We start from the raw sequence: 25,981 nt of genomic DNA on the forward strand, positions 1-25,981 counted from the left end.
CTTTTTTACGTGTCAAAACACTTAAATAATCTTTTGGCATTGCTTGAGGTAAGTTCTTTAACTTCACTCTCGCTAAGGCTTAGAATTTCAGCTATCTTTTTAGCAACAAATGTCGTAAACATCGGCTCGTTTCTCTTACCGCGATAAGGTTCTGGGGTAAGATATGGAGCATCGGTTTCTATAACTATCCTGTCTTTTGGTATGTTTGGTAAAATTTCAACCAAATTTTTAGCATTTTTAAAGGTTAAAACACCACCTATGCCAAAGTAAAAATTTCCAAATTTTACAAGTTCTAAAAGTAATGGCGAAGCGTTGTAGCAGTGCAAAACAGCTCCTGCCGTAAGCCTTGGCGCATACTCTTTTAGAACATTGTAGCAATCCTCGTTTGCATCACGGATGTGAAGTATAATGGGTTTGTTTAACTCAACTGCAAGTTCAAGTTGAGCTAGAAAAACACGTTTTTGCTCCTCTTTTTCGGCTATCTTTTCCATCTCGTCTTTTGGTAAACGGAAATAATCAAGCCCACATTCGCCGATAGCTACACATTTTTCATGCGAGGCAAATTTGCGTAAGGTCTCTTCGTTATAGCCTCTTATGTCGTATGGATGAACACCAACGGCAAAATAGACATTTTTGTATTTTTGCGATATTTTAGCCGCTTTTGGTAAATCATTAACATCAGCACCTGGAAGTATAAATCCAATCACATCCGAATTTATAGCATTAGATATAACGGCGTCTAGATCGTTATCGTAGCAAGTATCGCTTAAGTGACAATGTGTATCAATGATCACTTAGTAACCTCGATGCGATTTCTTCCACTCTCTTTTGCAATATATAAAGCCTCGTCCACTAGCTCCAAAATTTCGTCTACACCATAGTCGTTTCCACCAAAAGTAAGACCTATAGATACGGTAAATTCTATCGTATCTTTTTTGAGTGAAATTTTATGAGAAGCTATGCTTGTTCTTAAATTTACGAAAAATTTGACCGCGTCTTCATTGCTTGTATTTTTTAAAACTACGCAAAGTTCATCTCCGCCAAAACGCGCAACCAGATCTTTGTCTTTTGTTTCGTCTATCAGTTTTTTTGAAAGGTATTGTAAAACCTTATCACCAGCCTCGTGTCCATAAGCGTCATTTATGTGTTTAAAACGATCTACGTCAATCATGGCGACTGCGTAAGGCTCATCAGTGTCTTGGATCATGGCTAGGTATTCGTTCATGTCGGAGTAGAAATACCTTCTATTATATACTCCAGTTAGAAAGTCTTTGTTAGCAAAATTTGCGATTTTGTTGATATTTTCCATGGCTTCGATGGTGTTATTTACACGACATATCAACTCCTCTTTGCCAAAAGGCTTTGCTATAAAGTCGTTTGCACCACTTTTAAGAAAAGTAGCTGCGCTTACATGCTCGTCAGGCGAGGTTAGGATTATTACGCCTATTTTGTTTTTATCGTGTTCTTTACGTATATCTTTTAGTATCTCAAGACCATCTTTGATAGGCATTCTGTAGTCTGCGATTATAAGTTTTATGTCTGGATTATCAGCAAAGTAGTTCATCGCCTCTTCGCCGTGAGCAGCGGTTAGAACTTGGAATTGAAGGCTTGTTAATATTTTTTTTAGGTTGTTCCTAAAAGGCATGGAGTCCTCTACGACTAGGACTTTGTATTGTCTGTTTTTACTTAGCCTGTTTATCATGTTAAATATATAATTTATATCGTCCATATTGCCTTTATAGACATAGTCTACGATATCTTTATGTATAAATGTTGATTTTGTCTCTTCATCAAGACTGCCGGTTAAGACTATTGCAGGAATTCCTTTGGATAATACATAATCAACTATCTCGCCATTTGGAGCGTCTGGTAAATTTAGATCAAGCAGAGCCATAAAGTATTCATCTTGGTTGTCTTTTATGAGTTGTTTGGCTTGAGCAAAGTCATACGCAACGTCTACTAGCATGTCGGTTACGTTTTTTTCCATCTGTCTTACTACTAGTTTTGCTAAAGCTTTATTGTCGTCAACTACTAGAATTTTTTCCATTTGTCTACCTATCTAAAATTTGTAACTTTCAATTTTATCGAATTTTTATTTTATGTAACTTAAAAATAAATTTTAACTTACTACTTCAAAAGCCCTCTTGCGAATTCCATAGCTTCTTTGCTGATGTGCTCGCCGCTTATCATACGTGCTAGCTCGTTTGCTCTTTCGCCTTTTTCAAGTTCTTTAACGGTTGAAATTTCGCCGTTTTTCTCAACCAAAAAGTGAGAATTTGCCTTTGAACTAAGTTGCGGTTGGTGTGAGATGGCAAAAATTTGATAAAATTTGGCTAGTTTTAACAGGACATTTGCGATACTCATCGCCTCTTTTCCACTTAAATTTGCATCTATTTCATCTAGAATTATAACTCCGTTTCCCTCTTGTGTTATCTGTGTTTCACTTGCTATAAATGCTAGTCTTAAACGGTTTAGTTCGCCTGAACTTAAATTTTTAAGAGCAGTTTCATTTAGCTTTAAAATAATCTCGTCCATGCCTAGTTCGTCAAGAGCTTTTGGCTCTATAAAGAGTGAAATCTCACTCATGTAAAGCTCTTTTAAGTAGGAATTTATCAAATTTTCAAGCTCTGTTAAATTTCGTTTTCTAGCTTTGTTCAAATTTTTAGCCAGTTTGTTTATTTCCGAGCTTGTTTGTTTAAATTTCTGCTCTAATTGACCCTTTTCAAAACTTATGTTTTCATACTTATTAAGCTCGATCTTTCTTTTTTCAAGTGTTTGAAGCGCTTCTTCTATGCTGCCGTAGCGTTTCACGATAGAATTTAACGCTTCGATCCTATCAAGCACTGCTTCGATATCGATATCCTCAAGCTCGTCCATGTTTAAGTTGTCTCTTACGATCCTAAGCTCATTCATGGTTTCTTCAAAAAAACTAACGTCAATATCGCTTATATGAAGTGCGTCAATAACAGCCTTTTCCGTGCTAAATATCGCTTCTGCTTTATTCCATGCTTCATTTATCTTATCTTTTTTACTAAGACGTTTTTTAATATCCATCAGCTCGTCAAATTCGCCTATTTTTGGGCTTACGCTTTCTATCTTGTTTATCTCAAAAGCAGCAAATTCTTTTAGCTCTTCAACCTTTTTTTCATCTTCTAAGATGGAATTTAGCTCTTTTTTTATTTTGATAAACTCTTCAAATTTGTCTTTAAATTCCTCCTTTAAAGCTTTAAATTTGGGCTCTTTTTTGCACTCCAAAAAGTCGAGTAAATTTAAAAATCTCTCATTTTCAAACTCGTTTATCTCTTTTGCCGAGAGATATTTGATATGCTCTTTTGCTATTTTTGCTAAATTTTTCTTTGAAACAGACTGGGAATTTATAAAGTAACGAGTCGCTTTATCTTTGATAAGTTTGAAGTTATTTATGGGTTCGTTTTCGATACCAAATTCATCCATATCAAATTTATGGTCGATGTCAGCTTCTATGACTCTTGCCTCGCTGTCTTTTAAGCCAAAAATAGCCATTATAGCACTCATAAGCACCGACTTGCCGGCGCCGCTAACACCGGTAAAGACACTAAGCCCATCTTTGAAATTTAACTCTACATTACTAAAATTAAGATAATCTTTAATTAAAATTCGCTCAATCATTATGACCCCAATGAAGTTTTTCTTTTAAAATTTGAAAATAATCCCTTGATACATGGCGTATTAATTTTGCCTTTTTGTCGCTAAGACCTACACAAACGCTCTCGTAGTCTTTCATTTTAAAGGTATCTTGACCGTCTATTACAAGCACCTCGTCTTTATAGGCTTTTAGCTCGACCGTTAAATTTTTAGGCATGATTATGGGGCGTTGCGTTAGAGAGTGTGAGCAGATCGGAGTTAGCGAAAAAACATTACTAAGTGGATAGATGATAGCTCCGCCAGTACTCATGTTGTAAGCCGTTGAGCCGATCGGAGTGCTAGCGATGATGCCGTCACCAAAGTATGTGTTAAAGTATTTTTTGTTTAAAAAAGCTTCGACGTTTGCTATAGAAGCCGGTTTTGGTCGCATGATAACTGCATCGTTAAATGCTACTTTGTGTGTTATTTTGCCGTTTTTATTAAGTCTTACGTCAAGCATGTGTGGCTCTTCAACTATGAAATTTCCTTTAAAAAATTCATCAAAAAACCACTCGCAATCTTGCATCGTGATTTCTGTTAAAAAACCAAGTCTTCCAGCATGGATACCTAGAATAAAAGGAGAAATCTCAGCGCTTTTGCGACAAACGCTGATGATGGTTCCGTCGCCTCCTAAACAGATGATAAAATCGCTTTGCAAGGCTAAGGAATTTAGATCGTATCCGTTTTTGTTTACAGCTTTTGCACAACTGTTTTCAAGTAAAATTTCAATATTAAATTTATTTAAAATTTCGCTTATAACATTTAAATTTTGTATAAATTCGGCGTTTACTTTTGCGACTATACCGACTTTTTTTATATTGTGTATATCTAAAATTTTCATGAGTTGATTTTATCATATTTTAATTTAACAAATAACAAAGCTGTGCAAAAGCAAAATTTTAGTATAATCAGGGGTTTTAAACTGAAATTTAAAGGAGTTTGAATGCGAAGCCATTATTGCGCCGATTTGAACAAAGAAGATATCGGCAAAGAGGTTACGCTTTGTGGTTGGGTCAATACTTATAGGGATCACGGTGGAGTTATATTTTTCGATCTTCGCGACCGCACTGGTCTTATACAGCTTGTATGCGATCCGGCAGATAGCAAGACAGCTCACGAAACTGCTTCAAAGGTGCGTGACGAGTATGTTTTACGCATAAAAGGTAAAGTGCGCGCGCGTGGCGAAGGACTTGTAAACCCACGCTTAAAAACAGGTGATATCGAAGTTGTGGTAAGTGAATTAATAGTTGAAAATCCAAGTGAGGCGTTGCCATTTATGATAGGCGACGAAAGCGTAAATGAGGATATCCGCCTCAAATACCGCTTCCTTGATCTTAGAAATGAGAGATTGCAAAATATATTTAAAATGCGCTCGGCGGCAGCGATAGCAGCTAGAAACAGCCTAAGCAAAATGGGCTTTATAGAATTTGAAACACCTATCTTAACCCGCGCAACACCCGAAGGCGCACGTGACTATCTTGTCCCAAGTCGTGTTTATCCTGGGCAATTTTACGCACTTCCGCAAAGCCCGCAACTTTTTAAACAGCTTTTAATGTGCTCCGGATTTGATAAATACTTCCAAATAGCAAAATGCTTCCGTGACGAGGACTTGCGCGCCGATAGACAGCCTGAATTTACGCAAATCGACGTTGAAATGAGCTTTATCGAGCAAGAAGATATCCTAAATATGGCTGAAAACATGCTAAAAGATATCTTTGCCGCTTGTGGATATGAGGTTAAAACACCATTTCGTCGTATGAGCTACAAAGAGGCTACCGAAACATACGGAAGCGACAAACCCGACTTGAGATATGATCTTAAAATGATTGATGTTATTGATATTTTTGAGCGTTCTACAAATGAAATTTTTAGTTCTATCGCAAAAGATGCTAAGCGTAACCGCATAAAAGCGCTAAAAGTTCCAAATGGAGATAATATATTTAGCAAGCGCGAGATGAACAGATTTGAGGAATTTGTCCGTAAATTTGGCGCTCAAGGTCTAGGATACTTCCAAATGAAAGAGGATGGTTTAAAAGGACCGCTTTGTAAATTTTTCTCAGAAAGTGATCTAAATGAGATCGTCTCAAGATGCGAGCTAGCGGTCGGCGACGTCGTATTCTTTGGCGCAGGTAAGAAAAAGGTCGTGCTTGACTATATGGGACGCTTTAGAATTTTCTTAGCCGAGCAAATGGGTATAATCGATCAGGAAAAAATGGAGTTCTTATGGGTGCTTGACTTCCCGATGTTTGAGCAAAATGATGACGGAAGCTACTCGGCAATGCACCATCCATTTACTATGCCAAAAAATATAGATGAAGAGGATTTAGAAGACATACTGTCTGTTGCTCACGACGTTGTATTAAACGGCTTTGAGTTAGGTGGCGGATCTGTGAGAATTCACAAAAATGATGTTCAGCAAAAAGTATTTAAGCTACTTGGTATAGATGAGGCAGAGCAACGTGAGAAATTTGGCTTCTTGCTTGATGCGCTAAGCTTTGGTGCGCCACCACACGGTGGTATTGCGATAGGATTTGACCGCCTTATCATGTTAGCAACCAAATCAACCAGCATTAGAGATGTTATAGCTTTCCCTAAAACCCAACGCGCCCAGTGCCCGCTTACAAAAGCACCAAGCGAGGCAAATAGCGAGCAGTTAAGAGAGCTTGGGCTAAGACTTAGAGAGAAAGAAAAGCAAGCTTAAGAAGCTAAATAAATAGCGAATTTTAGTCGCAAATGATAAATCCTATGAAAGGTTTTCGGCGCAAAGCCTATTATTGATAGGATTTTTTACCTAATAATATTAAATTAGGCAAATTATAAAAATTTAAAGGCGAGGCATCGCTTCTGCTTGTTGTTGGCGTAGTAAAACAAAAAAGCTAGGCTATGGATCTTAAATTTAAGCTTGTGTTAGGCAAAAAGTCTGTGGAGTAAAATTTAAATCCAGCAACACATAGCAAAGCGGTGCAAGCCGTAAAAGGAAAGAAAATGAAAAAACTATTTTTAATCATCGGCGCTCCTGGTAGCGGTAAAACAACAGACGCGGACTTGATCGCAAAGGCTGACGAGAGCTTTACGCACTTTTCTACAGGCGATCTACTACGTGCGGAAGTTGCAAGCGGAAGTGAGCTTGGCAAACTTATAGACAGCTTCATATCAAAAGGAAATTTGGTCCCTCTTGAAGTAGTTGTAAACACTATAGTTTCAGCTATCAAAAGTGCAAAAACGCCAAATGTAGTGATAGATGGATATCCAAGAAGCGTAGAGCAAATGAGCGAACTTGATAAAGTTCTAGCAGCGCAAAATGAGATCGTCTTAAAAGGCGTTATAGAAGTTGATGTTAGCGAGGATGTAGCTAGAGAGCGTGTTTTAGGTCGTGCGCGTGGCGCTGATGATAACAATGAAGTGTTTAATAATCGCATGAAAGTTTATCTAGAGCCAATTGTGGCTATACGCGAATTTTATAAAGGCAAAAGTCTACTTCATGTGATAAACGGCGAAAGAGGTATTGAGCCGATCGTTGCCGACATGAAGGATCTTATAAATTCACTTTTATAATAAAATTTTGGGCTAAATTTTAGCCCAAAAGTACTACATTATTTCTAAAATTTATATTACACTCAAATTTCACGATTTTATTACCAAATTTTAGTCTCCAAAAGGTTTAAATTTGTCGATTTTATGATACTGTTTTAAAAATGCAAAACAATTTTTTTAACAAATCAAAATAAAAATCATGAGCTTCTATCCGAAAATAATATCAAAGGAGATGAGTTAAAATTTTAACCCAATACAATGAACGCAATATGGCTTTACGCTATTTTGTGGGCTTTAGCGTAGCCAAAGACAAGCATGAGGCTTAGTTGATAATGAGACCGGTAAAATGTGTTAGATTTTGAGGTAAAAGATGGCGTTAGCATGAGAGCTTTAGACAGTTATGCAAATGGCATGCTTTAAAGCATGACTTATAAATATGTTGGAAAAATTTTTATCATAAAAAGCGGTAACCCCCTAAATTTAAAAAATAAAAGCAAGAAAGCTAAAATTTATGAAAATTTAGGAGTAAAATTTTAAAATGTTGATTGTGGATCAGTAGCGCTGTCTACCCAGCCTAATTTTGCGCCACCAAGCATATGGAAGTGAAGATGCATAACCTCTTGACCACCGTTTTCACCGCAGTTTGTAACCAAGCGATAACCGCTCTTGTCTACACCCATTAGTCTTGCTACTTGTTGGATAAAAAGTAGCATTTCTCCCATAAGTTCAGGCTCCATCTCTTGAATATTTTCAAAATGTTTTTTAGGGATTATTAAGATGTGTATCGGCGCTTTTGGATTGATATCGTGAAAAGCAAGAAATTTATCGTTTTCCAGGACTTTGTTGCAAGGAATTTCACCTGCGACTATTTTTTCAAATATTGTCATTTTAACTCCTTAGTAAATTTACATAATTATATCAAAGAGGCACTTAAAATTTAAATTTTAAGTGCCAAATAAAGGTATTTTATCTATCTTTTAAACATTTTTCTATACAATCTATTAAAAATTTTAAAGGCTTAAAATTGGAAGAATTTGTAAATAGGATAAAAAACGAGTGTCAAACACTTGCGGATCTTGAAAAAATTCGAGTTGAGATTTTTGGCAAAAAAGGAATTTTATCGGAGGGATTTGCTAAGCTTAAGTATATACCCGAAGACGAAAAGAAAGAATTTGCCGCTCTTTTAAATAAACAACGCGATGAATTGGGTGCGCTTATCGAAACTAGAAAAAGCGAACTTAGTGAGCTTGAAGTTGCTTTAAAAATGAAAAGTGAAGCCGTTGATGTTACGCTATTTAATGAGCCTATTTCAACCGGAGCACTACATCCTGTTATGGCTACGATGGATAGGATTATCGAGTACTTTATGTTGCAAAATTTCTCACTCGAGACCGGTCCTTTGATAGAGGATGATTTTCATAACTTTGAAGCTCTAAATTTGCCAAAATACCACCCGGCAAGAGATATGCAAGATACATTTTATCTAAACGACTTTAGACTTCTTCGCACGCACACAAGTCCTGTGCAAGTTAGAACCATGCTTGCAAACAAGCCTCCTATTCGCATGATAGCTCCCGGAACTGTTTTTCGTCGCGATATGGATCTTACTCATACTCCGATGTTTCATCAAGTCGAAGGACTTATTGTGGAAGACGGAGATAAGGTGAGTTTTGCAAATTTAAAAAGCATGTTAGAACAATTTTTAAAACATATGTTTGGCGATGTAAAAGTGCGTTTTCGCCCTAGCTTTTTCCCATTTACCGAGCCAAGTGCAGAGGTTGACATTAGTTGTATATTTTGCCAACAAGAGGGTTGTAGAGTGTGCAAGCATACCGGCTGGCTTGAGGTGCTGGGATGTGGTGTTGTTGATCCAAATGTATTTAAAGCGGTCGGATATAAAAATGTAAGCGGATATGCATTTGGTCTTGGAGTTGAGCGTTTTGCGATGTTGTTGCACCGCGTGCCTGATTTGCGCTCTTTGTTTGAAGGAGATTTAAGATTAATGGAGCAATTTAAATGATAATATCAAAAAGCTGGTTAAATGAGTGGGTTGATCTTAAAAATATTAGCGGTGAAACACTTTTAAAGACATTAAATTCTATAGGACTTGAGGTTGATAGTTATAAAGAGATCAAGATCCCAGATAGTATAGTTGTGGGATATGTGATAAATAAAGAAAAACATCCGGATGCCGACAAACTAAATGTATGCCAAGTCGATGTCGGAGGCGAAATTTTACAAATTGTTTGCGGAGCAAAAAACGTCACCGCTGGTCAATTTGTCCCGGTTGCGCTTATAGGCACTGTTATGCCGAATGGACTTGAGATAAAAAAAGCAAAACTTCGCGGCATAGAAAGTTGTGGCATGATCTGCTCATCTACCGAACTTGGTATGGTTAAGATAAATGACGGGATCATGGTGCTTGATGAAAGTATTGGAGCGTTAAAACTGGGTGCAAGTTTAAATCAATTTGAAATTTTTAAAGATGCCATTATAGAAGTAGATATCACGGCAAATAGAGGCGACTGCCAAAGCATAAATGGCATAGCTCGTGAAATTTGCGCTGCACTTAATCTTAGCCCAAGAGAAAATTTACCATATGAAGATGGAGAAAATTTGCTCGGCATAGGCAGAGTTGTGGCAACAAGAGCGGACGAGGGGCAAAAAAGCTCATTTTTATATCGTGCGTTTGAAATCAAGGGCGATATAAGTGAAAATTTATTAACTCGTTTGCGTCTTGCCTTGATAGAAAGCAAAAAGACAAATGTAGTTGAAAGATTGCTTGATTATGTTACGCATTGCACCGGTGTATTATTTAAGGCGTATGATTACGCTAAACTTGGCGGAGTGGACGAGCGCGTGGTTTTTGACATTAAAAACGGAAAGCATGGAGAGTCTTATGTAAGTTGCAATGGTAAAAATTTAGGCATAACGGGAATTTATCAAGACGAATGTAGCATGCTTGATGAGAACTCAAAATTTGTAATCATCGAAGCAAACTACACAGTCCCTTCCGTGCTTGCTGAAACTATCGGTGAAAATAAAAATTTACCAAAAGGAGACCATGTTTATAGATCTACTCGCGGAAGTGAGCCAAATCTTGCTTATGGCGCTGATTACCTTTTTAAAAGACTGTCTTCTCATAAAAATTTAAGCCTCTTTGCCGGCTCGCAACAATCAACTATGAGAGAAGAGCAAGTGGCACTAAGCATCTCTTTAAACGAGCTTAAAAATATGATCGGACAAGAGATCGCTCGTAATGATATAGTTAAAATTTTAAAGAAATTAGGCTTTGAAGTTAGCGTAAATGTCGAACAAGAAAGTATTAACGTAAAAGTTCCTTTTTTCCGTCACGATATACTAAATTCTCACGATATTTGCGAAGAGATCGTTCGTATCGTAGGCATTGATAATATCACCTCCGTTCCGCTTGTTTTTGCAGAACAAAATCGTTTAACAAATACTTATATAAATTATAAAAATTCTTTAAATTTAAGAAAGCGTGCGGCGGATTGTGGATTTTTCGAGAGTATTCATTATGTTTTTGATGATGCTGATAGGCTAGCCAAGTTAGGTTTTGAGCCTTGTAAAGTTCAGATAGCAAATCCAATAAACAACGAACTTAACATGCTTAGACCAACACTGCTAAATCACATGCTAAATTCTTGCGAAAGAAATATCAAAAATTCTAAAAAATCAGTCAGGCTTTTTGAGTTAGGCGAGGTATTCAACAAAGATGGAGTTCAAAGCTCAAACATTGCGTTTGTGGTGTGTGGACTTGCAAAAGAGGCTACTTTGATAAACGGTGCAAAGGGTGAGGAGATAAGTTTTTATTCATTTGCTGCAATGGTTCAAGATGTGGTTGGGAAATTTGAGCTAATAGCAAGCGATGAGAAGAAATTTTTAAGCCCTTACGAGCAAGCTAAAATTTGTCAAAACGGAGAAGTTATCGGCTATATCGGACGTGTTGATATTAGAGTAGAGGACTCAAGAGATCTACCAAAGACATATTTTTGTGAGATAGAATTTGATAAGTTAAAATTTGTAAGCATTAAAGCAAATGCATACTCTAAATTCCCAAGCGTGAGTAGAGACTTAAGCCTTGTAGTTCCTGATGGTTTTGAGTTTGCAAAAATTTACGAATGTATAAAAAATTTAGAGCTTAAAGAGTTAAAAGAATTTTTGCCTGTAGATATTTACCGTGGAACAGGACTTGAGAATGCATCAAGTATAAGCATTAAATTTACATTCCAAGATATGCAAAAAACCCTTGAGGACGAGGAGATTAATGCGCTTATGGATAAAATTTTAGTGAGCTTGAAAGAAAAATTAAATATAGGTATAAGATGAAAATTTGTATTTTAAAAGAACCTATAAATATAACGCTAGATTGTGTGGCTTCAGACAAGTCTATCTCGCATAGAAGTGCGATATTTTCGCTTTTAAGTGACAAGCCTTCACGTGTTAGAAATTTTTTACGCGCCGAAGATACTCTAAATACACTACAAATAGTACAAAAACTAGGTGCAAAGGTGCAAAATAACGGTGATGAGATACTCATCACTCCACCAAGTAAAATTTGCGAACCAAATTCCGTACTTGAGTGCGGAAATTCCGGTACTGCGATGCGTATTTTTATGGGGCTTTTAGCCGCTCAAGATGGTTTTTTTGTTTTAAGCGGAGATGAGTATTTAAACAAGCGACCAATGGCTCGTGTTGGCAAGCCGCTTATGGCAGTGGGCGCTAAGATAGATGGAGTAAAAAAAGGTGATTTGGCTCCACTTTGCATACGCGGTAAAAAGCTTGATAGATTTAATTATAAAAGTCCGGTCGCTTCAGCACAGATAAAAAGTGCACTGCTTCTTGCTGCGCTTTATTCAAATGGATGTGAATTCAGCGAGGATGAATTAAGTCGTGATCATACGGAAAGAATGTTAAAAGGGATGGGTGCTAATATAAAAAGTGATGGGTTAAATATCACGCTAGAAGCGATGAAAAAGCCGCTCTCTCCTCTTGACATAGATGTGCCAAATGATCCTAGTTCGGCATTTTTCTTTGCTGTTGCCGCATCGATAATTCCTGGGTCGCATATTGTTTTAAAAAATATACTTTTAAACAAAACTCGTATTGAAGCTTATAGGGTTTTGCAAAAAATGGGTGCGGATATTAAGATAAAAGAGCTTTCTGATAAATACGAAACGATCGGCGAAATTGAAATCAAATATGCTCCTTTGAAGTCGGTTGATGTTAGTGAAAATATATCTTGGTTGATCGATGAGGCACCGGCTCTTGCCATAGCTTTTGCAAATGCACAAGGCACAAGCGTGCTAAGAAATGCAAAAGAACTTCGTGTTAAAGAGTGCGACCGTATAGCTGTAACTGTTGCAGGACTTCGCAAATGCGGTATAGATGCAAAAGAACTAGATGATGGATTTGAGATTACAGGAGGGGTTGCAAGCAGTGCTATTATCGATAGTCACGGTGATCACCGTATAGCCATGAGTTTTGCTATCCTTGGTTTAAAATGTGGCATGATGGTAGAAAAAAGCGAATTTATCGCAACATCTTTTCCAAATTTTGTAAGTATTTTAAGAAAGATAGGCGTTAGCGTTGAAGATTGAACTTGCTAGTAGTTACGGCTTTTGTTTTGGCGTAAAAAGGGCGATAAAAATCGCAGAAAGCGCAGGAAATGCCGCCACTATAGGACCTTTGATACACAACAACGAAGAGATAAACCGCCTTGCCATAAATTTTAATGTCAAGACACTAAACGGCATAAATGAGCTAAGTGATGAAAGAAAAGCTATCATTAGAACACACGGTATAACAAAAGACGATCTTGCTAAGCTCAAACAAAGTAGTATTGATGTGATAGACGCGACTTGTCCATTTGTAACCAAGCCTCAACAAATTTGTGAACGAATGAGCGAAGAGGGTTATGATATAGTGATATTTGGCGATGAAAATCACCCAGAGGTCAAAGGCGTAAAATCATACTCTTATGGGCGTGTTTTTGTAGTGCTTGAAGAAAATGAGCTAGATGATATCAAACTAAAACAAAAAGTAGCCGTAGTTAGTCAGACAACGCGCAAAGTTGAAAAATTTATGCAAATTGTGAATTATCTCATGCTTAGAGTTAAAGAAGTTCGTGTTTTTAATACAATCTGCAATGCAACTTTTGAAAACCAAGAAGCAGCAAAAGAGCTTTCAAAAAGAGCCGACATTATGATTATTATCGGCGGCAAGAACAGCTCAAACACAAAACAACTTTACTTAATATCTAAAAATTTCTGCAAAGATAGCTATCTTATCGAGAGCGAAGATGAGATCGATAAAGAGTGGTTTAAAAACAAAGAGCTTTGTGGGATTAGCGCGGGAGCTAGCACTCCTGATTGGATCATTCAAAAAGTTGTTAATAAAATAGAAAAAATATAAATTCCCTGCAATAAATTTTCTTGAAATTCAACCGCAAATAAGCGATTATTAAATATAATAAAATACTTTGCCCTGCGTGGCATAAAAAAACATAAAAAGGACCAAGATGGCTGTGAACAAAAACGTTCAAATTGAAGCAAATGAAGAAGAAGATTTTGCTGCGATGTTAGAGGAGTCTTTTAAAAAGACTGAAGAGGATAGTGACGGTGTTATCGTCGATATAAAAGGCGAAGAGGTTTCTGTAAACGTAGGTAAGAAATCAGAAGGTATTTTAAATATTTCTGAGATCACTGACGCAGATGGAAATTTAATGTATAAAGTTGGCGATACTATCAAGGTTGCCATAACTGGTTCACGCAGTGGAAGACCTGTTTTGTCACACAAAAAAGCTCTTAGAAAAGAGAAAGTAAAAGCCTTTATAGACTCTTTTGATCCTGAAAATTCAGGCGAGATTGACGTAAAAATTATAAATAAAAACAAGGGTGGATTTATCGCTGTTGATGCAAATGGTATTGAATTTTTCCTACCTAAAACTCAAAGTGGCTTTAAAAACACAAATGATGTTGTTGGTAAAAGTTGCAAAGTAAGAGTTATAAAAGTAGATAAAGATGAGCAAAGCATAGTTGTATCTCGCAAGAAAATTTTAGATGATGAGCGCAGAAAACGCAAAGAGGCTTTATCAAGCATAGTTGATAATACCGATGTGCTTGAGGGAACTATTAAAAAAATAACAACTTACGGCATGTTTGTTGATGTTGGCGGAGTTGATGGTCTTGTTCACTATAGTGAGATCAGCTACAAAGGTCCGGTAAATCCAAATTCTTTATATAAAGAGGGCGATAAAGTTCCTGTTAAAGTTATTAGCTACGATAATGAAAAACGTCATTTATCATTATCTATCAAAGCTGCTATGCCAAATCCTTGGGAAGAGATAAAAGATGGTCTAGAAGTTGGCGATACTATTAAAGTTATCGTTAGCAATATCGAGCCATACGGTGCTTTCGTAGATCTTGGTAATGATATAGAGGGATTTTTACATATTTCTGAAATTTCATGGGATAAAAACATTAAAAATCCAAAAGATCACATCTCCGAAGGCGAAGAGATCGATGTAGAGGTTATAGAGATCGACGCTAAGGGACATCGTTTAAGAGTTAGTCTTAAAAATTTACTTCCTAAACCTTTTGATGAATTTAAAGCAAAATTTAAAGAGGGTGATGTTGTAAAAGGTGTAGTAACGACAGTAACAAATTTTGGTGCATTTGTTCGCATTGATTGCGTTGAAGGACTACTTCATAATGAAGATGCTTCATGGGATAGAAACAACAAGTGTAAAGACATGTTTAAAGTCGGAGATGAGCTTGAAGTCAAGATCATTAAGATCGATGATGCAGAGCAAAAAATTTCTCTTAGCTTAAAAGATCTTGTTAAAAGTCCTGTTGAGGAATTTGCCAGCAAATTTAATATCGGAGATATCGTTAAAGGTACTATCCGTGATATTAAAGACTTTGGCGTTTTTGTTGAGCTTGGAAATAACGTTGATGCGCTTATTCGCAAAGAAGATCTTGGAAGCGTTGATAGTGACACGCTTAAAATTGGAGATGAGATAGAGGCTGCTATAGCGTTTATAGATGAGAAGAAAAATAGAATTCGCTTAAGCATTCGTCGTCTTGCTAAACAAAAAGAGCGCGAAGTATTAAATGAAATCAATGATGATAACAAGATAACTCTTGGCGACATTATCAAGGAACAATTACAGTAGTGTAAATGGGTAGAAATGCTCTTTTTGGCGTAGTGATTTTTTTATTGCTGATACTCGGAGTTTGCGGGTTCTTTTTATGGCGATACGCAAATTTAAATTTGGCGGAGACTCCGACTCAGCATTTTGGTCAAGAAGATGTGTCTACCCAAGTTCAAACACAAAATAATAGCGGTTGGATGGGTGAGCTTGCTTCCATCGATAAAAAAGACTATGCTTTATCGGCTAATGAAATTTTTATCGAATACAATAAGCCAAAGGTTCAAAAAAGTCAAATTACCGCATATGAACTTATAATCGATAAAAATGATATCTACTCGATATTTTGTCTAATGCAGACACTAAAAAATACTTTTGTTGATTTTACGGTCATAAAAGATGGTGTTAAAAGCCAAATTTTTTTAAATACCCAGGACTCAAAGTTGCTTCAAAATATTATATTGGAACTTAAAAACTACGACATTCATTCAAGTGTAAGAGAGGTTAAGCTATGAAGACTATTATCGTTTGTGATGCTATACATCCAGTTGGTTTTGAACTTTTAAACAAGGAAGAAAACCTAAAAATCATTGATGCTGTCAATGTGCCAAAAGATAAACTTTTAGAGATATTGCCAGAGGCTGATGTTGCTATAACTAGAAGCTCTACTGAGATAAATGAGTCCTTTTTAAATGCAGGTAAAAAACTTAAAGCTATCGTTCGTGCGGGTGTTGGTGTAGACAACGTAGACATAGATGGCTGCTCTCGTCGCGGTATAATAGCGATGAATGTCCCGACAGCTAACACTATTGCGGCAGTTGAGCTTACTATGGCACACATGCTGGCAGCTGCTAGAAATTTCCCGTATGCTCACAATGATTTAAAGATAGATAGAATTTGGAAGCGTGAGAAATGGTATGGCGTAGAACTTTTTAACAAAACACTTGGTGTTATAGGCTTTGGAAATATTGGTTCTCGTGTTGCGGTTCGTGCAAAGGCATTTGGTATGAATATCATTGTATACGATCCATATATCGACCCGACAAAAGTCGTTGATATGGGAGGTGTATACACTAGAAATTTCGATGACATTTTGGCTTGCGATTTTATAACTATACATACACCAAAAAATAGTGAAACAACAAACATAATCGGTAAAGATGAAATAGCTAAAATGAAAGACGGCGTGCGCCTAATAAACTGCGCGCGCGGTGGACTCTATAATGAAGAAGCGCTTGCAGAGGGTTTAAAAAGTGGCAAGATAGCTTTTGCTGGCATTGACGTATTTACAAAAGAGCCCGCAACTTCTCATCCTCTTTTAGACTTACCAAATGTTAGCGTTACTCCGCACCTTGGAGCAAATACGCTTGAGTCACAAAGAAATATCGCAGTAGAAGCAGTAGAGCAAGCTATTAGTGCGGCAAGAGGTATTAGCTATCCTAATGCCTTAAATTTACCGATCAAGACAGACGATCTACCGCCGTTTGTTGAGCCTTATATCGAGCTAACAAGCAAGATGGCCTTCTTAGCTGCCCAGCTAAACAAAAAAGCGATAAAAGCTATTCGCATAGAAACTCACGGCGCTATTAGCAACTATGCAAACTCAATGCTTACATTTGCGATAGTTGGAGCACTTAAAGAGAGTTTGGGAGATGCGATTAATTATGTAAACGCTAAATTTTTATGTGATGAAAAAGGTATAGCAACTGAAGCTACAGTTGGCGGCGATAGTATATTTAAAAACAAAATTACCGTTCGCATCACAACAGAAAATGATGTTGTGAGTGTTGGCGGAACAGTATTTGGCGAAAATCAGCAGCGCATCGTAACAGTTAATGGCTTTAAGACTGACTTTAAGCCAAAAGGCAAGATGATCGTCTTTAAAAACAACGACGTTCCAGGTGTTATCGCACAAATCAGCACAATACTTGCTTCTGAAAAGATCAATATCGCAGACTTCCGTCTTGGTAGAGATGAGCACGGCATGGCACTTGCTGTTATTTTGGTTGATGAAAACATCAGCAAAGAGACTTTAGCAAAACTAAATGCGCTTGAAACTTGCGTTTGGGCGCAATACGCAGTTATTTAATAAATTTATTAGGAGAAAATATGGCTTCATATTCAATGGGGGATTTAAAAAAAGGCTTAAAAATCGAAATCGACGGTGTTCCTTACAAGATCGTAGAATACCAACATGTAAAACCTGGTAAAGGTGCGGCATTTGTTCGTGCTAGAATCAAGTCTTTTATCGATGGAAAAGTTCTTGAAAAAACATTTCACGCAGGAGATAAATGCGAACAGCCCAATCTTGAAGATAAACAAATGCAATATCTTTATGACGATGGCGAATATTGCCAATTTATGGACACTGTTACTTATGAGCAAGTTGCAATATCAGATGAAGATGTGGGTGACGCAAAAAAATGGATGATCGATGGAATGATGGTTGATATTTTATTTCACAACGGTAAAGCGATCGGAGTTGAAGTTCCACAAGTGGTTGAACTTAAGATTGTTGAGACTCCGCCAAATTTCAAAGGTGATACTCAAGGTGGTAAAAAACCTGCTACTCTTGAAACGGGTGCTGTTGTGCAGATACCTTTTCACGTGCTTGAGGGCGAGGTTATACGCGTAGATACCGTTAGAGGCGAATACATCGAACGCGCAAATAAATAATATAGGGGCAAATCGCCCCTTAAATTTATGCTATTTTAGCTCTTATCAGGCGAGTGATCTCGTCTCCATGTGGAAAACGTGGCTCATTTGTGCCAATTAGATCTTTTTTTGAAAAAAGAACCTCTCCATTTAACTCAACGATGAAATTTCCACCATCTCCTATGATCTTCTCAACCTTGATATCGTCAAAATTTTTATTTAACTCTTCTTCTACACGAGAAGCTACAGGACGATAGTTTCAAGAGTTGCAGTAAGTGATTTTTACTTGCATCTTTTATCCTTTCCGCCTTTTAGGCAGAGAGATTTTATCTAAATTTTACTAAATAGTTTTATAATATAAAAAATCATTTAAAGGACTAAAAATGAATAAAGTTGCGGTTATTTTGGCAAACGGCTTTGAAGAGATAGAGGCTTTAAGTGTTGTTGATATCTTAAGACGCGCACAGATTGATACCGTAACTGTCGGTCTTGATAGAGCGCTTGTTACGGGGTCGCACGGTATCGCAGTGCAAAGCGACATCTTGCTTTCTGAGTTAAACGAGATTGAATTTGACATGATAGTTTTGCCAGGCGGTCTTCCTGGAGCTACAAATTTAGCAAAAAGTGAAGAGCTATGTTCTTTACTTAGAAAATTTGATGATAACGCAAAATTAATAGCTGCTGTCTGTGCTGCACCGATGGCGCTTGAAGCAGCCGGTGTTTTAAAGCAAAAATTTACATGCTATCCTGGCTTTGAAAGCAGTGTAAGAGCCAACAAATCAGGCTATACGAGTGATAAAAAAGTTGTCTTTGATCATAATATAATTACATCATGCGGTCCTGCTATGGCTATGGAATTTGCGCTTGAGCTTGTTAAAGAGTTAAAAGGCATCGGCGTGTATGAGAGTGTTATGAGTGAATTACTTTATGATAGATTATAAAAAATATGTAATTTATTTTTTAAATTTATACCTCTTAAGTTTAGAGTAAAAATTTAAAATTAAAATTAGCAGAAAACGACTATTTTTAGGCTATTTGCACACTTTAAAAATTTAATGTTTTATTTTTAAATTAATTTCTTAAATTTTATAGCTTTTTGCATAAAATTTAGATACAATACAGCAACCGAGTTATCGGAAATTTTTTTAAGGAAACATTCCTGTGAATATTTATGTTGGAAATTTGTCATACCGTATGACAGACGCAGAGCTTAAGGAGGCGTTCGCGCCGTTTGGTGAAATTAGACGTGCTAAAGTCGTTATGGATCGTGAGACTAACCGCTCAAAAGGTTTTGGTTTTGTAGAGATGGATGATGATACGGCCGCTCAAAATGCCATTACTGAACTAAACGGTAAAGAGATCGGCGGACGTGCGTTAAGAGTTAACGAAGCTCGCCCAAGAGATTAAAAACCATTTGCCACCGGATGGGTGGCAAATTTAAACATTTTATATTTGTAGCTAAATTCTATATCTCATTCATGCTTTGCATTCATGAAAATCGTCAAATAATCTCGCGTATAGCACCGACTCCAAGTGGCTTTTTACATACGGGAAATGCCTATAACTTTCTACTGACCTATCTTTACACACGCTCAAAAAACGGCTTTTTATATCTACGTATAGATGACTATGATGTCACTAGATATCAAAGGCAGTATGTCCAAAATATCTTTGATGTGCTTGAATTTTTGGGTGTTGATTACGATGGTGGGGCTAGAAGTGTTCTTGAGTTTGAGAGTAAATTTAGCTTTAAGCACCGCTTTGAAATTTACAAAAAAGAGCTTTTAAGACTTGACGATACGTATTTTTGCGATTGCACAAAAAAGACACCAAACGCTTATGTGGACGGCGTTTATACAGGTCTTTGCAGAGATAAAAATTTAAAATACGAAAAAGACAAAACAGCACTTCGCATAAATACTAATGGTGAAATTTATCTTGGGGATTTTGTTTTATTTAAAAAAGACGATATGCCATCGTATAACTTTGCAAGTGTTGTTGATGATGAACTTTTAGGTGTAAATTTTATCGTGCGAGGAGAGGATCTAAATGAGTGCTCCGCGGCTCAAATTTATCTTGCAAAAAAGCTTGGCTTTAGATTTTTTGACGCTAAAATCATCCATCACGAACTACTTATAAAAGATGGTAAAAAGTTAAGCAAATCCTCAAATGCTCCCGCAATAAATTTAAAAGAAGATCCAAAAATTTACTACTCGCTTGTGGCTAAAAGGCTAAAATTAAATCCAGGTTGTGCCGATAGTTTGTCAAATTTACTTTATGAATTTCAAACAAAAATTTCTTTTTAAACATCCGCGTAAAGTGTAATTTAATATAAAATTTTTCATACAAATTTCATGCGTTTATTAGCTATTTTTGGGTAGAATTTGCGCCATTAAAAAGGAAAAATATGAGTGATTTTACACATTTGCATCTACATACGGAATACTCATTGTTAGATGGGGCAAACAAGATAAAAGAGCTTGCTAAGACACTAAAAGAGCAGGGCGTAAAAAGCGCTGCAATTACTGATCACGGCAACATGTTTGGCGCTATCGACTTTTATCAAACCATGAAAAAAGAGGGCATAAAGCCACTTATCGGCATCGAAGCTTATATCCACAATCAAGACGAGCTAAATGATAAAAGCACTAAGCAGCGTTTTCACCTTATCTTGATCGCAAAAAACCAAACCGGATATAAAAATTTAATGTATCTAAGCTCGATGAGCTATGTCGAGGGATTTTACTACTATCCGCGCATAAATAAAAAAATACTTAAAGAGCATAGCGAGGGTGTGATATGTACTGCTGCGTGCTTGCAAGGCGAGGTTAGCTGGCATTTAAATTTAAGCGAGAGAAACCTAAAATACGGTGCGAAAGGTTACGAAAAAGCAAAAGAAGTAGCGCTTGAATATAAAGAAATTTTTGGAGATGATTTTTATCTTGAGATCATGCGTCACGGTATAGGCGATCAGCGCAGGATCGATGATGATATACTAAAAATTTCAAGAGAGACCGGCATAAAGGTTATCGCGACAAACGATACGCACTATACTTTCAAGGAAAGAGCAGATGCTCATGAAGTATTTATGTGTATCGCGATGAACAAAAACTTAGACGATCCAAATCGCTTGCGTCACAGTGTTCATGAGTTTTTTGTGAAAACTCCAAAGCAGATGAATGAGCTTTTTTTAGATATCCCAGAAGCGATAGAAAATACGCAGGAAATAGTAAATAAATGTAACTTAGAGCTTGATCTTGGCAATCCAACTCCTCCGAATTTTAAATTTACTATCGAATACGCTAACGAGCGTGGACTAGAGCTTCCTGAGCCGCAAAACAGATATAGCTTTGTAAATGATGCGGTATTTTTTGAATACGAATGTAAAAAAGGGCTTGAAGAGAGGCTAAAATTCGTTCCTCAAGAACAACATGAGATGTATAGAAGTCGCTTGAAGACAGAGATAGATATCATAAATAAAATGAATTTCCCGGGCTATATGATGATAGTCTGGGACTTTATCAATGAGGCGAAAAAGCGCGGTATTCCGGTGGGTCCGGGACGTGGATCTGCTGCGGGAAGTTTGGTTGCGTATTCGCTTAAGATAACTGACCTTGACCCGATACCTTATAGCTTGCTTTTTGAGAGATTTCTAAATCCAGAACGTGTAAGCATGCCCGATATAGACGTGGACTTTTGTCAAACAAGACGCGGTGAGATTATTGATTATGTTACTGATAAATACGGTAAATTTAACGTCGCAGGAGTTATAACCTTTGGTAAGCTACTTGCAAAGGGTGTTATACGTGACGTTGCCAGGGTTTGTGGTATGCCTTATGCCGAAGCCGATACTATGGCAAAGCTCATACCGGACGAGCTGGGCATAACATTAAAAGACGCCTTTGAAAAAGAACCAAAAATTTCTGAGCTCATATCAAGAGACGGTAATGCGGCTCGTGTTTGGAAATTTGCGCTTGACTTAGAGGGGCTAAACCGAAACGCAGGTCAGCATGCTGCAGGTGTGGTTATCTCAAACGAAGAGCTTTGGAACAAGACGCCATTGTTTCGCCAACCAAACAGTCCTGAAGATCACTATGTGACGCAGTATAGTCTAAAATATTTAGAAGATGTCGACCTGATAAAATTCGACTTTCTTGGACTTAAAACTTTAACCGTTATAGATAACGCTATAAAGCTGGTTAAGGCAAGAACCGGCAAAGACATAGTTTGGGAAAATATCGACAAGAACGATAAAAAAGTTTACGACATGATACAAGGCGGCGATGCGATAGGGATATTCCAGATAGAAAGCGAGGGTATGAGAAAGCTAGGAACTAGCCTAAAACCCGACTGCTTTGAAGACATCGTCGCGATGCTTGCTCTTTATCGTCCGGGACCTATGGAGAGTGGCATGCTTGATGACTTCGTTAAGCGTAAGCACGGAGAGGCGGCGATAACTTATGCTTTTCCTGAGCTTGAGCCTATCTTAAGCCCTACATACGGAGTTATAGTCTATCAAGAACAGGTTATGCAAATAGTTCAGAAAATAGGTGGTTTTAGCCTTGGTGGTGCCGACCTTGTTCGTCGTGCCATGGGTAAAAAAGACCCAGAGCTGCTAAAGAAGCAAAAGGATTTATTTGTTGAAGGCGCTATAAAGATGGGCTTTGATGCGGATAAGTCGGGTGACTTGTTTGACCTTATCTTAAAATTTGCGGGATACGGCTTTAATAAATCACACTCAGCGGCTTATGCCTATGTCACGTTTCAAACTGCGTATCTAAAGGCTTACTATCCAGCTGAATTTATGGCGGCACTCTTAACAAGCGAGGAAAATAACACCGATAAAATCGTGCGCTATATCGATGAGAGTAAAAGGCTAAAGATTGATGTGGTAGGACCTGATATAAACCACTCTATGAAAGAATTTAGTGTTGTTGAGACTGATGGTAAAGATCAGATCATATTTGGATTTGGCGCGATAAAAGGTGTCGGAGGAGCCGCGATAGAAAGCATGATAGGTGAGAGAGAAAACGGCGTCTTTAAAGATCTTGATGATTTTGTTTCTCGCGTAGATTCGTTTAAAGTTAATAAAAAGGTTATTGAAAGCCTTGTAAAATCAGGTGCAATGGATAGTTTTCACTTGACTAGATTTTGCTTGATAAATAATATAGAAAATATCCTAGAAGCATGTAAAAATGCCGCCACACTTCGCAAAAATGCCACAGAGAGCCTTTTTGGCGAGGATGAAAGCATGAATGAAGTTAAGGTCAAACTTTTACCAACTGATGTCGAGTATAACAAAAAAGATATGCTTCAGTTTGAGCAAGAAAGTGTCGGAATTTATCTTTCTGGACACCCGCTTGATGAGTATAAAGTGCAGATCGAAAGTATCAAATACACTCTAAGCTCGCAGTTTGATACCTTGCCGCAAAATTCAGAGATAATGGTAGTAGGTAAGATAGAGGACTTTAGTACCAGGATAACCAAAAGCGGTAAAAAAATGGGCACTATAAACATACTTGACTTTCATGGAAGTATCGAGATAGCGGTCTTTGAAAGAGAGCTTGTTAGAGTGGAAGAAATTCTAGCAAGCAGTGAGGAGAAAAATTTACCTTTTGCATTTAAGATAAACATAAGCAAAGATGATCAATTTATAAGAGCAAAATTAAACTCCATCCACACTCTTAGTGAGGCAGGTGAGCTTAAATTTGAAACTAGAAAACTAAAACAGTTTGGCAACTATGCTAAAAAAGATGAGAAACAAGCTCCGCAAAAAGTAAAAGAATACGAGCTTTTAGAGGTTATTTTGGATTTAAATGAACTAAGTAAAGACAAGATAACAAAACTTTACACGCTTGGTTTTGACGAACATCAAGCAGGAGTTGATAAAAACAACAAACGCCTTGTGTTAAAGATTAAAAACAGCCAAACGGATGAAATTTTTGTCTACAACACGGAATTTATCGTTGGAGATAACTTCGGACAAAAAGCCTTAAATTTAATGGCTGGATAAAGCGCATATAAACTACTAAATTTGATGTAAAATTTAGTAGTTTTTGCTATTTTTTATATATCGGCAAGCTTATACAAAAAGTTTTTGGCGACAAGGTTACTTCTATGCTGCCCTTGTGAGCTAGAATAATTTGCAGGCAAAGGGACAAACCAAGTCCGTTGCCTTTTAGCTTGCTTGTCTTAAATGGCTCAAAAACCATCTTTTTATCATTGATTTTCACTCCGCTATCTCTGATATAAAATTTATGCTCTTGTGGGGTCTTTTCATAGCTTAGTGCGACTTCGCCACTCTCATCCTCACTCTCTTCTATCGCGTCTATCGCATTAAATATTAAATTTTGAAAAACCATGCCAAGCAAGTCTTTATCGGCGTTATAAAAGGCGCTTTTAAACCTGAGATCAAATTTAATATCCTTTGAGTATGTGTAGGATTTTATCGCCTCTTCACACTCCTCTTTGAGCTCTAGAAAATTAAATACATCAGGATTTATCTGAACACCTTTTGTAAAGAGCAAAGTTGCTTTTATGATACGTTCTACTCGCCAGATCGCCTTTTGTATCTCACCAACCATAGGTTTGATCCTATCATCGGCTTTTCGTAAAAGCGTGCTTGTTAAAAGCGAGACAGAGCCGATGGGGTTTCTTATCTCGTGGGCTAAATGAGCCGCCACTTGTCCCATAGAAGCTAGTCTTTCATTGCGTTTTTCATTTGTTATATCTACTGCGGAGACGATTTTTTTATCATCTTTGTTTGCGATTTTAATGAGATAAACACAACCTTTAAATTCTATCTCGCCAGGAGTGTTTAAATTTATATTTTGAAAAAGTTCGGAGTCTTTTATGGCTTGTGAATTTTGCAAAAAAAGCGTTCCGTCGCTATTTAGCACCCAAAGTGCGGTAGGCATGACGTCCACCACGTCTTTTATGATCTTTTGCAGATTTTCATAAGAAGAGTGTAAATTTTTATACTCTTGTTCGATAAGATATGTTTGTTCGATTAGGTTTTTTAAGCCATCTTGGATGTTTTGGTTAGTCATTAAGCAACCTTTCAAAATCTTTAATCTCATAAAGTCTAACCCGCTCATCTTTTAGCTCTCTTAGCTCTTTACTAAAGCCATTTCTTGAAAATAGCATTATGATATCCGGGTTTATGTCAAGTTTTTTACATTTATAAAGTAGTAAATTTAATATGTTTTTGCAAATTTTTCTCTCTTTGTATTTTGCTTCACCAACTACAAGCTTATCGTTAAATTGCAAAAAGATATCTATCTCTATTCGCTTTTTCCAAAAGCTGTCTATATGATCTTTTATGCCTAAAATTTTAGCCATCAACTCGCCGCAAAGAAGCTCAAAGCCAAGACTTGCGTATTGGTCAAATTCGCTTTTGATGATCTCTAAAAGCTTTTTTTCGTCCCCGTTTTTTAAAAGTTCTAAATTTGGCTCTATAAACCTAAACCAAAATCTTGAGAAATGGCTGCTAAAGTGCATTTTATCTTCTATCTTATATCTGCGTTCGCTCTTTTTTAAACTCTGGTGTTTTATGCGTTTTACAGGCTCTTCTCTGCTTTTTTCTACAAATAAAAAGTCCTTTTTAAAAAGCTCGGCATAGACTTTGTTGGCTAAATTTTTAGGTAGAATTTTAAGGATATTAAATTTTTTTCTATCGCTTCTTGCTAGTTTTATAAGAGCTGATTTTATGGCTTGCTCTCTATCACTTTGAAAGTAAAATCTAGCCATGAAATTTTTGTAGTTTTTTAAAATTTCACGCTCTATCGCTTCAAAAACATCGTAATACGATCCTTTAAGCTCAAAATCATCAAACACAAGATGAAATTTAATAAGTTCATCGATCTCAAGGTGTTTCATTCTGATATATGTTGAGTTTAAAGATTTGATTTTTGGCTCCTTGCGACTTTATTGTAACATAAAATTTAGCAAAAACGG

At 36.9% G+C, this 25,981-nt stretch carries 22 protein-coding genes; 14 read left to right on the forward strand and 8 right to left on the reverse strand.

All coding sequences use genetic code 11. The features are described 5' to 3' along the window. Window positions 1–5: 5 nt before the first annotated feature. The 4 genes from CCAL_RS02780 to CCAL_RS02795 all read right to left on the reverse strand — a co-directional run bounded on the left by CCAL_RS02780 (window position 6) and on the right by CCAL_RS02795 (window position 4,504). Window positions 6–794, reverse strand: a complete 789-nt coding sequence (locus tag CCAL_RS02780; protein ID WP_170016293.1) for a TatD family hydrolase — start codon at window positions 792–794, stop codon at window positions 6–8. Next, on the reverse strand, window positions 791–2,047 hold the full coding sequence (locus CCAL_RS02785) for a GGDEF domain-containing response regulator (RefSeq protein WP_170016295.1): 1,257 nt from the start codon (window positions 2,045–2,047) through the stop codon (window positions 791–793). The genes CCAL_RS02780 and CCAL_RS02785 overlap by 4 nt, the downstream gene beginning before the upstream one ends. Window positions 2,048–2,127: 80 nt before the next feature. Continuing rightward, window positions 2,128–3,648: a DNA repair protein RecN gene (locus CCAL_RS02790; protein WP_169999789.1), complete on the reverse strand. Its 1,521-nt coding sequence runs from the start codon at window positions 3,646–3,648 to the stop codon at window positions 2,128–2,130. Continuing rightward, window positions 3,641–4,504 (reverse strand): NAD(+) kinase, encoded by an 864-nt coding sequence (locus CCAL_RS02795; RefSeq protein ID WP_169936249.1) that lies wholly within the window; start codon window positions 4,502–4,504, stop codon window positions 3,641–3,643. Before CCAL_RS02795 ends, CCAL_RS02790 begins: the two co-directional genes overlap by 8 nt. Before the next feature lie 102 nt (window positions 4,505–4,606). Here CCAL_RS02795 and aspS point away from each other — a divergent pair, with 102 nt between their 5' ends. Continuing rightward, window positions 4,607–6,364, forward strand: coding sequence for an aspartate--tRNA ligase (gene aspS / locus CCAL_RS02800; RefSeq protein ID WP_169972063.1), 1,758 nt, complete (start codon window positions 4,607–4,609; stop codon window positions 6,362–6,364). A gap of 284 nt (window positions 6,365–6,648) precedes the next feature. Beyond that, window positions 6,649–7,218: an adenylate kinase gene (locus CCAL_RS02805; protein WP_170016297.1), complete on the forward strand. Its 570-nt coding sequence runs from the start codon at window positions 6,649–6,651 to the stop codon at window positions 7,216–7,218. 512 nt (window positions 7,219–7,730) lie between these two features. Here the strand turns inward: CCAL_RS02805 and CCAL_RS02810 are convergent. Beyond that, window positions 7,731–8,084 (reverse strand): histidine triad nucleotide-binding protein, encoded by a 354-nt coding sequence (locus tag CCAL_RS02810; protein WP_169936255.1) that lies wholly within the window; start codon window positions 8,082–8,084, stop codon window positions 7,731–7,733. Window positions 8,085–8,221: 137 nt separating this feature from the next. Between CCAL_RS02810 and pheS the strand changes: the two genes are divergently transcribed. The 8 genes from pheS (at window position 8,222) to efp (ending at window position 18,046) form a co-directional block, all read left to right on the forward strand. Further along, window positions 8,222–9,217, forward strand: a complete 996-nt coding sequence (gene pheS / locus CCAL_RS02815) for a phenylalanine--tRNA ligase subunit alpha (RefSeq protein WP_170016299.1) — start codon at window positions 8,222–8,224, stop codon at window positions 9,215–9,217. Continuing rightward, on the forward strand, window positions 9,214–11,547 hold the full coding sequence (gene pheT / locus CCAL_RS02820; protein WP_172285049.1) for a phenylalanine--tRNA ligase subunit beta: 2,334 nt from the start codon (window positions 9,214–9,216) through the stop codon (window positions 11,545–11,547). The genes pheS and pheT overlap by 4 nt, the downstream gene beginning before the upstream one ends. Further along, on the forward strand, window positions 11,544–12,818 hold the full coding sequence (aroA, locus tag CCAL_RS02825) for a 3-phosphoshikimate 1-carboxyvinyltransferase (protein WP_170016571.1): 1,275 nt from the start codon (window positions 11,544–11,546) through the stop codon (window positions 12,816–12,818). Before pheT ends, aroA begins: the two co-directional genes overlap by 4 nt. Then, complete coding sequence (locus CCAL_RS02830) at window positions 12,808–13,632, forward strand: 4-hydroxy-3-methylbut-2-enyl diphosphate reductase (protein WP_170016569.1); 825 nt, start codon at window positions 12,808–12,810, stop codon at window positions 13,630–13,632. The genes aroA and CCAL_RS02830 overlap by 11 nt, the downstream gene beginning before the upstream one ends. 106 nt (window positions 13,633–13,738) lie before the next feature. Further along, window positions 13,739–15,394: a 30S ribosomal protein S1 gene (locus CCAL_RS02835; RefSeq protein ID WP_172285050.1), complete on the forward strand. Its 1,656-nt coding sequence runs from the start codon at window positions 13,739–13,741 to the stop codon at window positions 15,392–15,394. A 5-nt stretch (window positions 15,395–15,399) separates the two neighbouring features. Then, window positions 15,400–15,885, forward strand: coding sequence for a hypothetical protein (locus tag CCAL_RS02840; RefSeq protein ID WP_169936267.1), 486 nt, complete (start codon window positions 15,400–15,402; stop codon window positions 15,883–15,885). After that, window positions 15,882–17,459, forward strand: coding sequence for a phosphoglycerate dehydrogenase (serA, locus tag CCAL_RS02845; protein ID WP_169999783.1), 1,578 nt, complete (start codon window positions 15,882–15,884; stop codon window positions 17,457–17,459). The genes CCAL_RS02840 and serA overlap by 4 nt, the downstream gene beginning before the upstream one ends. Before the next feature lie 20 nt (window positions 17,460–17,479). Next, a complete protein-coding gene (efp, locus tag CCAL_RS02850) occupies window positions 17,480–18,046 on the forward strand; it encodes an elongation factor P (RefSeq protein ID WP_169936272.1) in 567 nt (188 codons plus the stop codon). 25 nt (window positions 18,047–18,071) lie between these two features. Here the strand turns inward: efp and CCAL_RS09440 are convergent, their stop codons facing one another. After that, window positions 18,072–18,317 (reverse strand): SelT/SelW/SelH family (seleno)protein, encoded by a 246-nt coding sequence (locus CCAL_RS09440; protein WP_257792146.1) that lies wholly within the window; start codon window positions 18,315–18,317, stop codon window positions 18,072–18,074. A gap of 91 nt (window positions 18,318–18,408) precedes the next feature. Here CCAL_RS09440 and CCAL_RS02860 point away from each other — a divergent pair, with 91 nt between their 5' ends. The 4 genes from CCAL_RS02860 (at window position 18,409) to dnaE (ending at window position 24,038) form a co-directional block, all read left to right on the forward strand. Further along, window positions 18,409–18,966, forward strand: coding sequence for a DJ-1 family glyoxalase III (locus CCAL_RS02860; protein ID WP_170016565.1), 558 nt, complete (start codon window positions 18,409–18,411; stop codon window positions 18,964–18,966). Between the two features lie 220 nt (window positions 18,967–19,186). Beyond that, window positions 19,187–19,432: an RNA recognition motif domain-containing protein gene (locus tag CCAL_RS02865; RefSeq protein WP_169936276.1), complete on the forward strand. Its 246-nt coding sequence runs from the start codon at window positions 19,187–19,189 to the stop codon at window positions 19,430–19,432. 17 nt (window positions 19,433–19,449) lie between these two features. Further along, a complete protein-coding gene (locus CCAL_RS02870) occupies window positions 19,450–20,331 on the forward strand; it encodes a glutamate--tRNA ligase family protein (RefSeq protein WP_228026745.1) in 882 nt (293 codons plus the stop codon). 101 nt (window positions 20,332–20,432) lie between these two features. Continuing rightward, entirely contained in the window at window positions 20,433–24,038 is a 3,606-nt protein-coding gene (gene dnaE, locus CCAL_RS02875; protein WP_170016563.1) for a DNA polymerase III subunit alpha, read from the forward strand. A 46-nt stretch (window positions 24,039–24,084) separates the two neighbouring features. On the opposite strand, the gene CCAL_RS02880 is transcribed toward dnaE, so the two are convergent. Together CCAL_RS02880 and CCAL_RS02885 are read right to left on the reverse strand one after the other, a co-directional pair. Next, window positions 24,085–25,074 (reverse strand): sensor histidine kinase, encoded by a 990-nt coding sequence (locus CCAL_RS02880; RefSeq protein ID WP_269467456.1) that lies wholly within the window; start codon window positions 25,072–25,074, stop codon window positions 24,085–24,087. Continuing rightward, window positions 25,067–25,903, reverse strand: coding sequence for a DUF234 domain-containing protein (locus CCAL_RS02885; protein ID WP_170016561.1), 837 nt, complete (start codon window positions 25,901–25,903; stop codon window positions 25,067–25,069). The genes CCAL_RS02880 and CCAL_RS02885 overlap by 8 nt, the downstream gene beginning before the upstream one ends. Between the last annotated feature and the right edge of the window lie 78 nt (window positions 25,904–25,981).

This window comes from Campylobacter sp. RM6914 (assembly GCF_004803835.1).
In the GTDB taxonomy this organism is placed as follows: Bacteria; Campylobacterota; Campylobacteria; order Campylobacterales; family Campylobacteraceae; genus Campylobacter_A; species Campylobacter_A californiensis.

Bases quoted from the DNA above. Each gene is read 5' to 3' on its own strand.
- CCAL_RS02785 (WP_170016295.1), bottom strand. From the start codon at position 2,047: ATGGAAAAAATTCTAGTAGTTGACGACAATAAAGCTTTAGCAAAACTA.
- CCAL_RS02790 (WP_169999789.1), bottom strand. From the start codon at position 3,648: ATGATTGAGCGAATTTTAATTAAAGATTATCTTAATTTTAGTAATGTA.
- CCAL_RS02795 (WP_169936249.1), bottom strand. From the start codon at position 4,504: ATGAAAATTTTAGATATACACAATATAAAAAAAGTCGGTATAGTCGCA.
- aspS (WP_169972063.1), top strand. From the start codon at position 4,607: ATGCGAAGCCATTATTGCGCCGATTTGAACAAAGAAGATATCGGCAAA.
- CCAL_RS02805 (WP_170016297.1), top strand. From the start codon at position 6,649: ATGAAAAAACTATTTTTAATCATCGGCGCTCCTGGTAGCGGTAAAACA.
- CCAL_RS02810 (WP_169936255.1), bottom strand. From the start codon at position 8,084: ATGACAATATTTGAAAAAATAGTCGCAGGTGAAATTCCTTGCAACAAA.
- pheT (WP_172285049.1), top strand. From the start codon at position 9,214: ATGATAATATCAAAAAGCTGGTTAAATGAGTGGGTTGATCTTAAAAAT.
- aroA (WP_170016571.1), top strand. From the start codon at position 11,544: ATGAAAATTTGTATTTTAAAAGAACCTATAAATATAACGCTAGATTGT.
- CCAL_RS02835 (WP_172285050.1), top strand. From the start codon at position 13,739: ATGGCTGTGAACAAAAACGTTCAAATTGAAGCAAATGAAGAAGAAGAT.
- CCAL_RS02840 (WP_169936267.1), top strand. From the start codon at position 15,400: ATGGGTAGAAATGCTCTTTTTGGCGTAGTGATTTTTTTATTGCTGATA.
- serA (WP_169999783.1), top strand. From the start codon at position 15,882: ATGAAGACTATTATCGTTTGTGATGCTATACATCCAGTTGGTTTTGAA.
- efp (WP_169936272.1), top strand. From the start codon at position 17,480: ATGGCTTCATATTCAATGGGGGATTTAAAAAAAGGCTTAAAAATCGAA.
- CCAL_RS02860 (WP_170016565.1), top strand. From the start codon at position 18,409: ATGAATAAAGTTGCGGTTATTTTGGCAAACGGCTTTGAAGAGATAGAG.
- CCAL_RS02870 (WP_228026745.1), top strand. From the start codon at position 19,450: ATGGGTGGCAAATTTAAACATTTTATATTTGTAGCTAAATTCTATATC.
- dnaE (WP_170016563.1), top strand. From the start codon at position 20,433: ATGAGTGATTTTACACATTTGCATCTACATACGGAATACTCATTGTTA.
- CCAL_RS02880 (WP_269467456.1), bottom strand. From the start codon at position 25,074: ATGACTAACCAAAACATCCAAGATGGCTTAAAAAACCTAATCGAACAA.
- CCAL_RS02885 (WP_170016561.1), bottom strand. From the start codon at position 25,903: ATGAAACACCTTGAGATCGATGAACTTATTAAATTTCATCTTGTGTTT.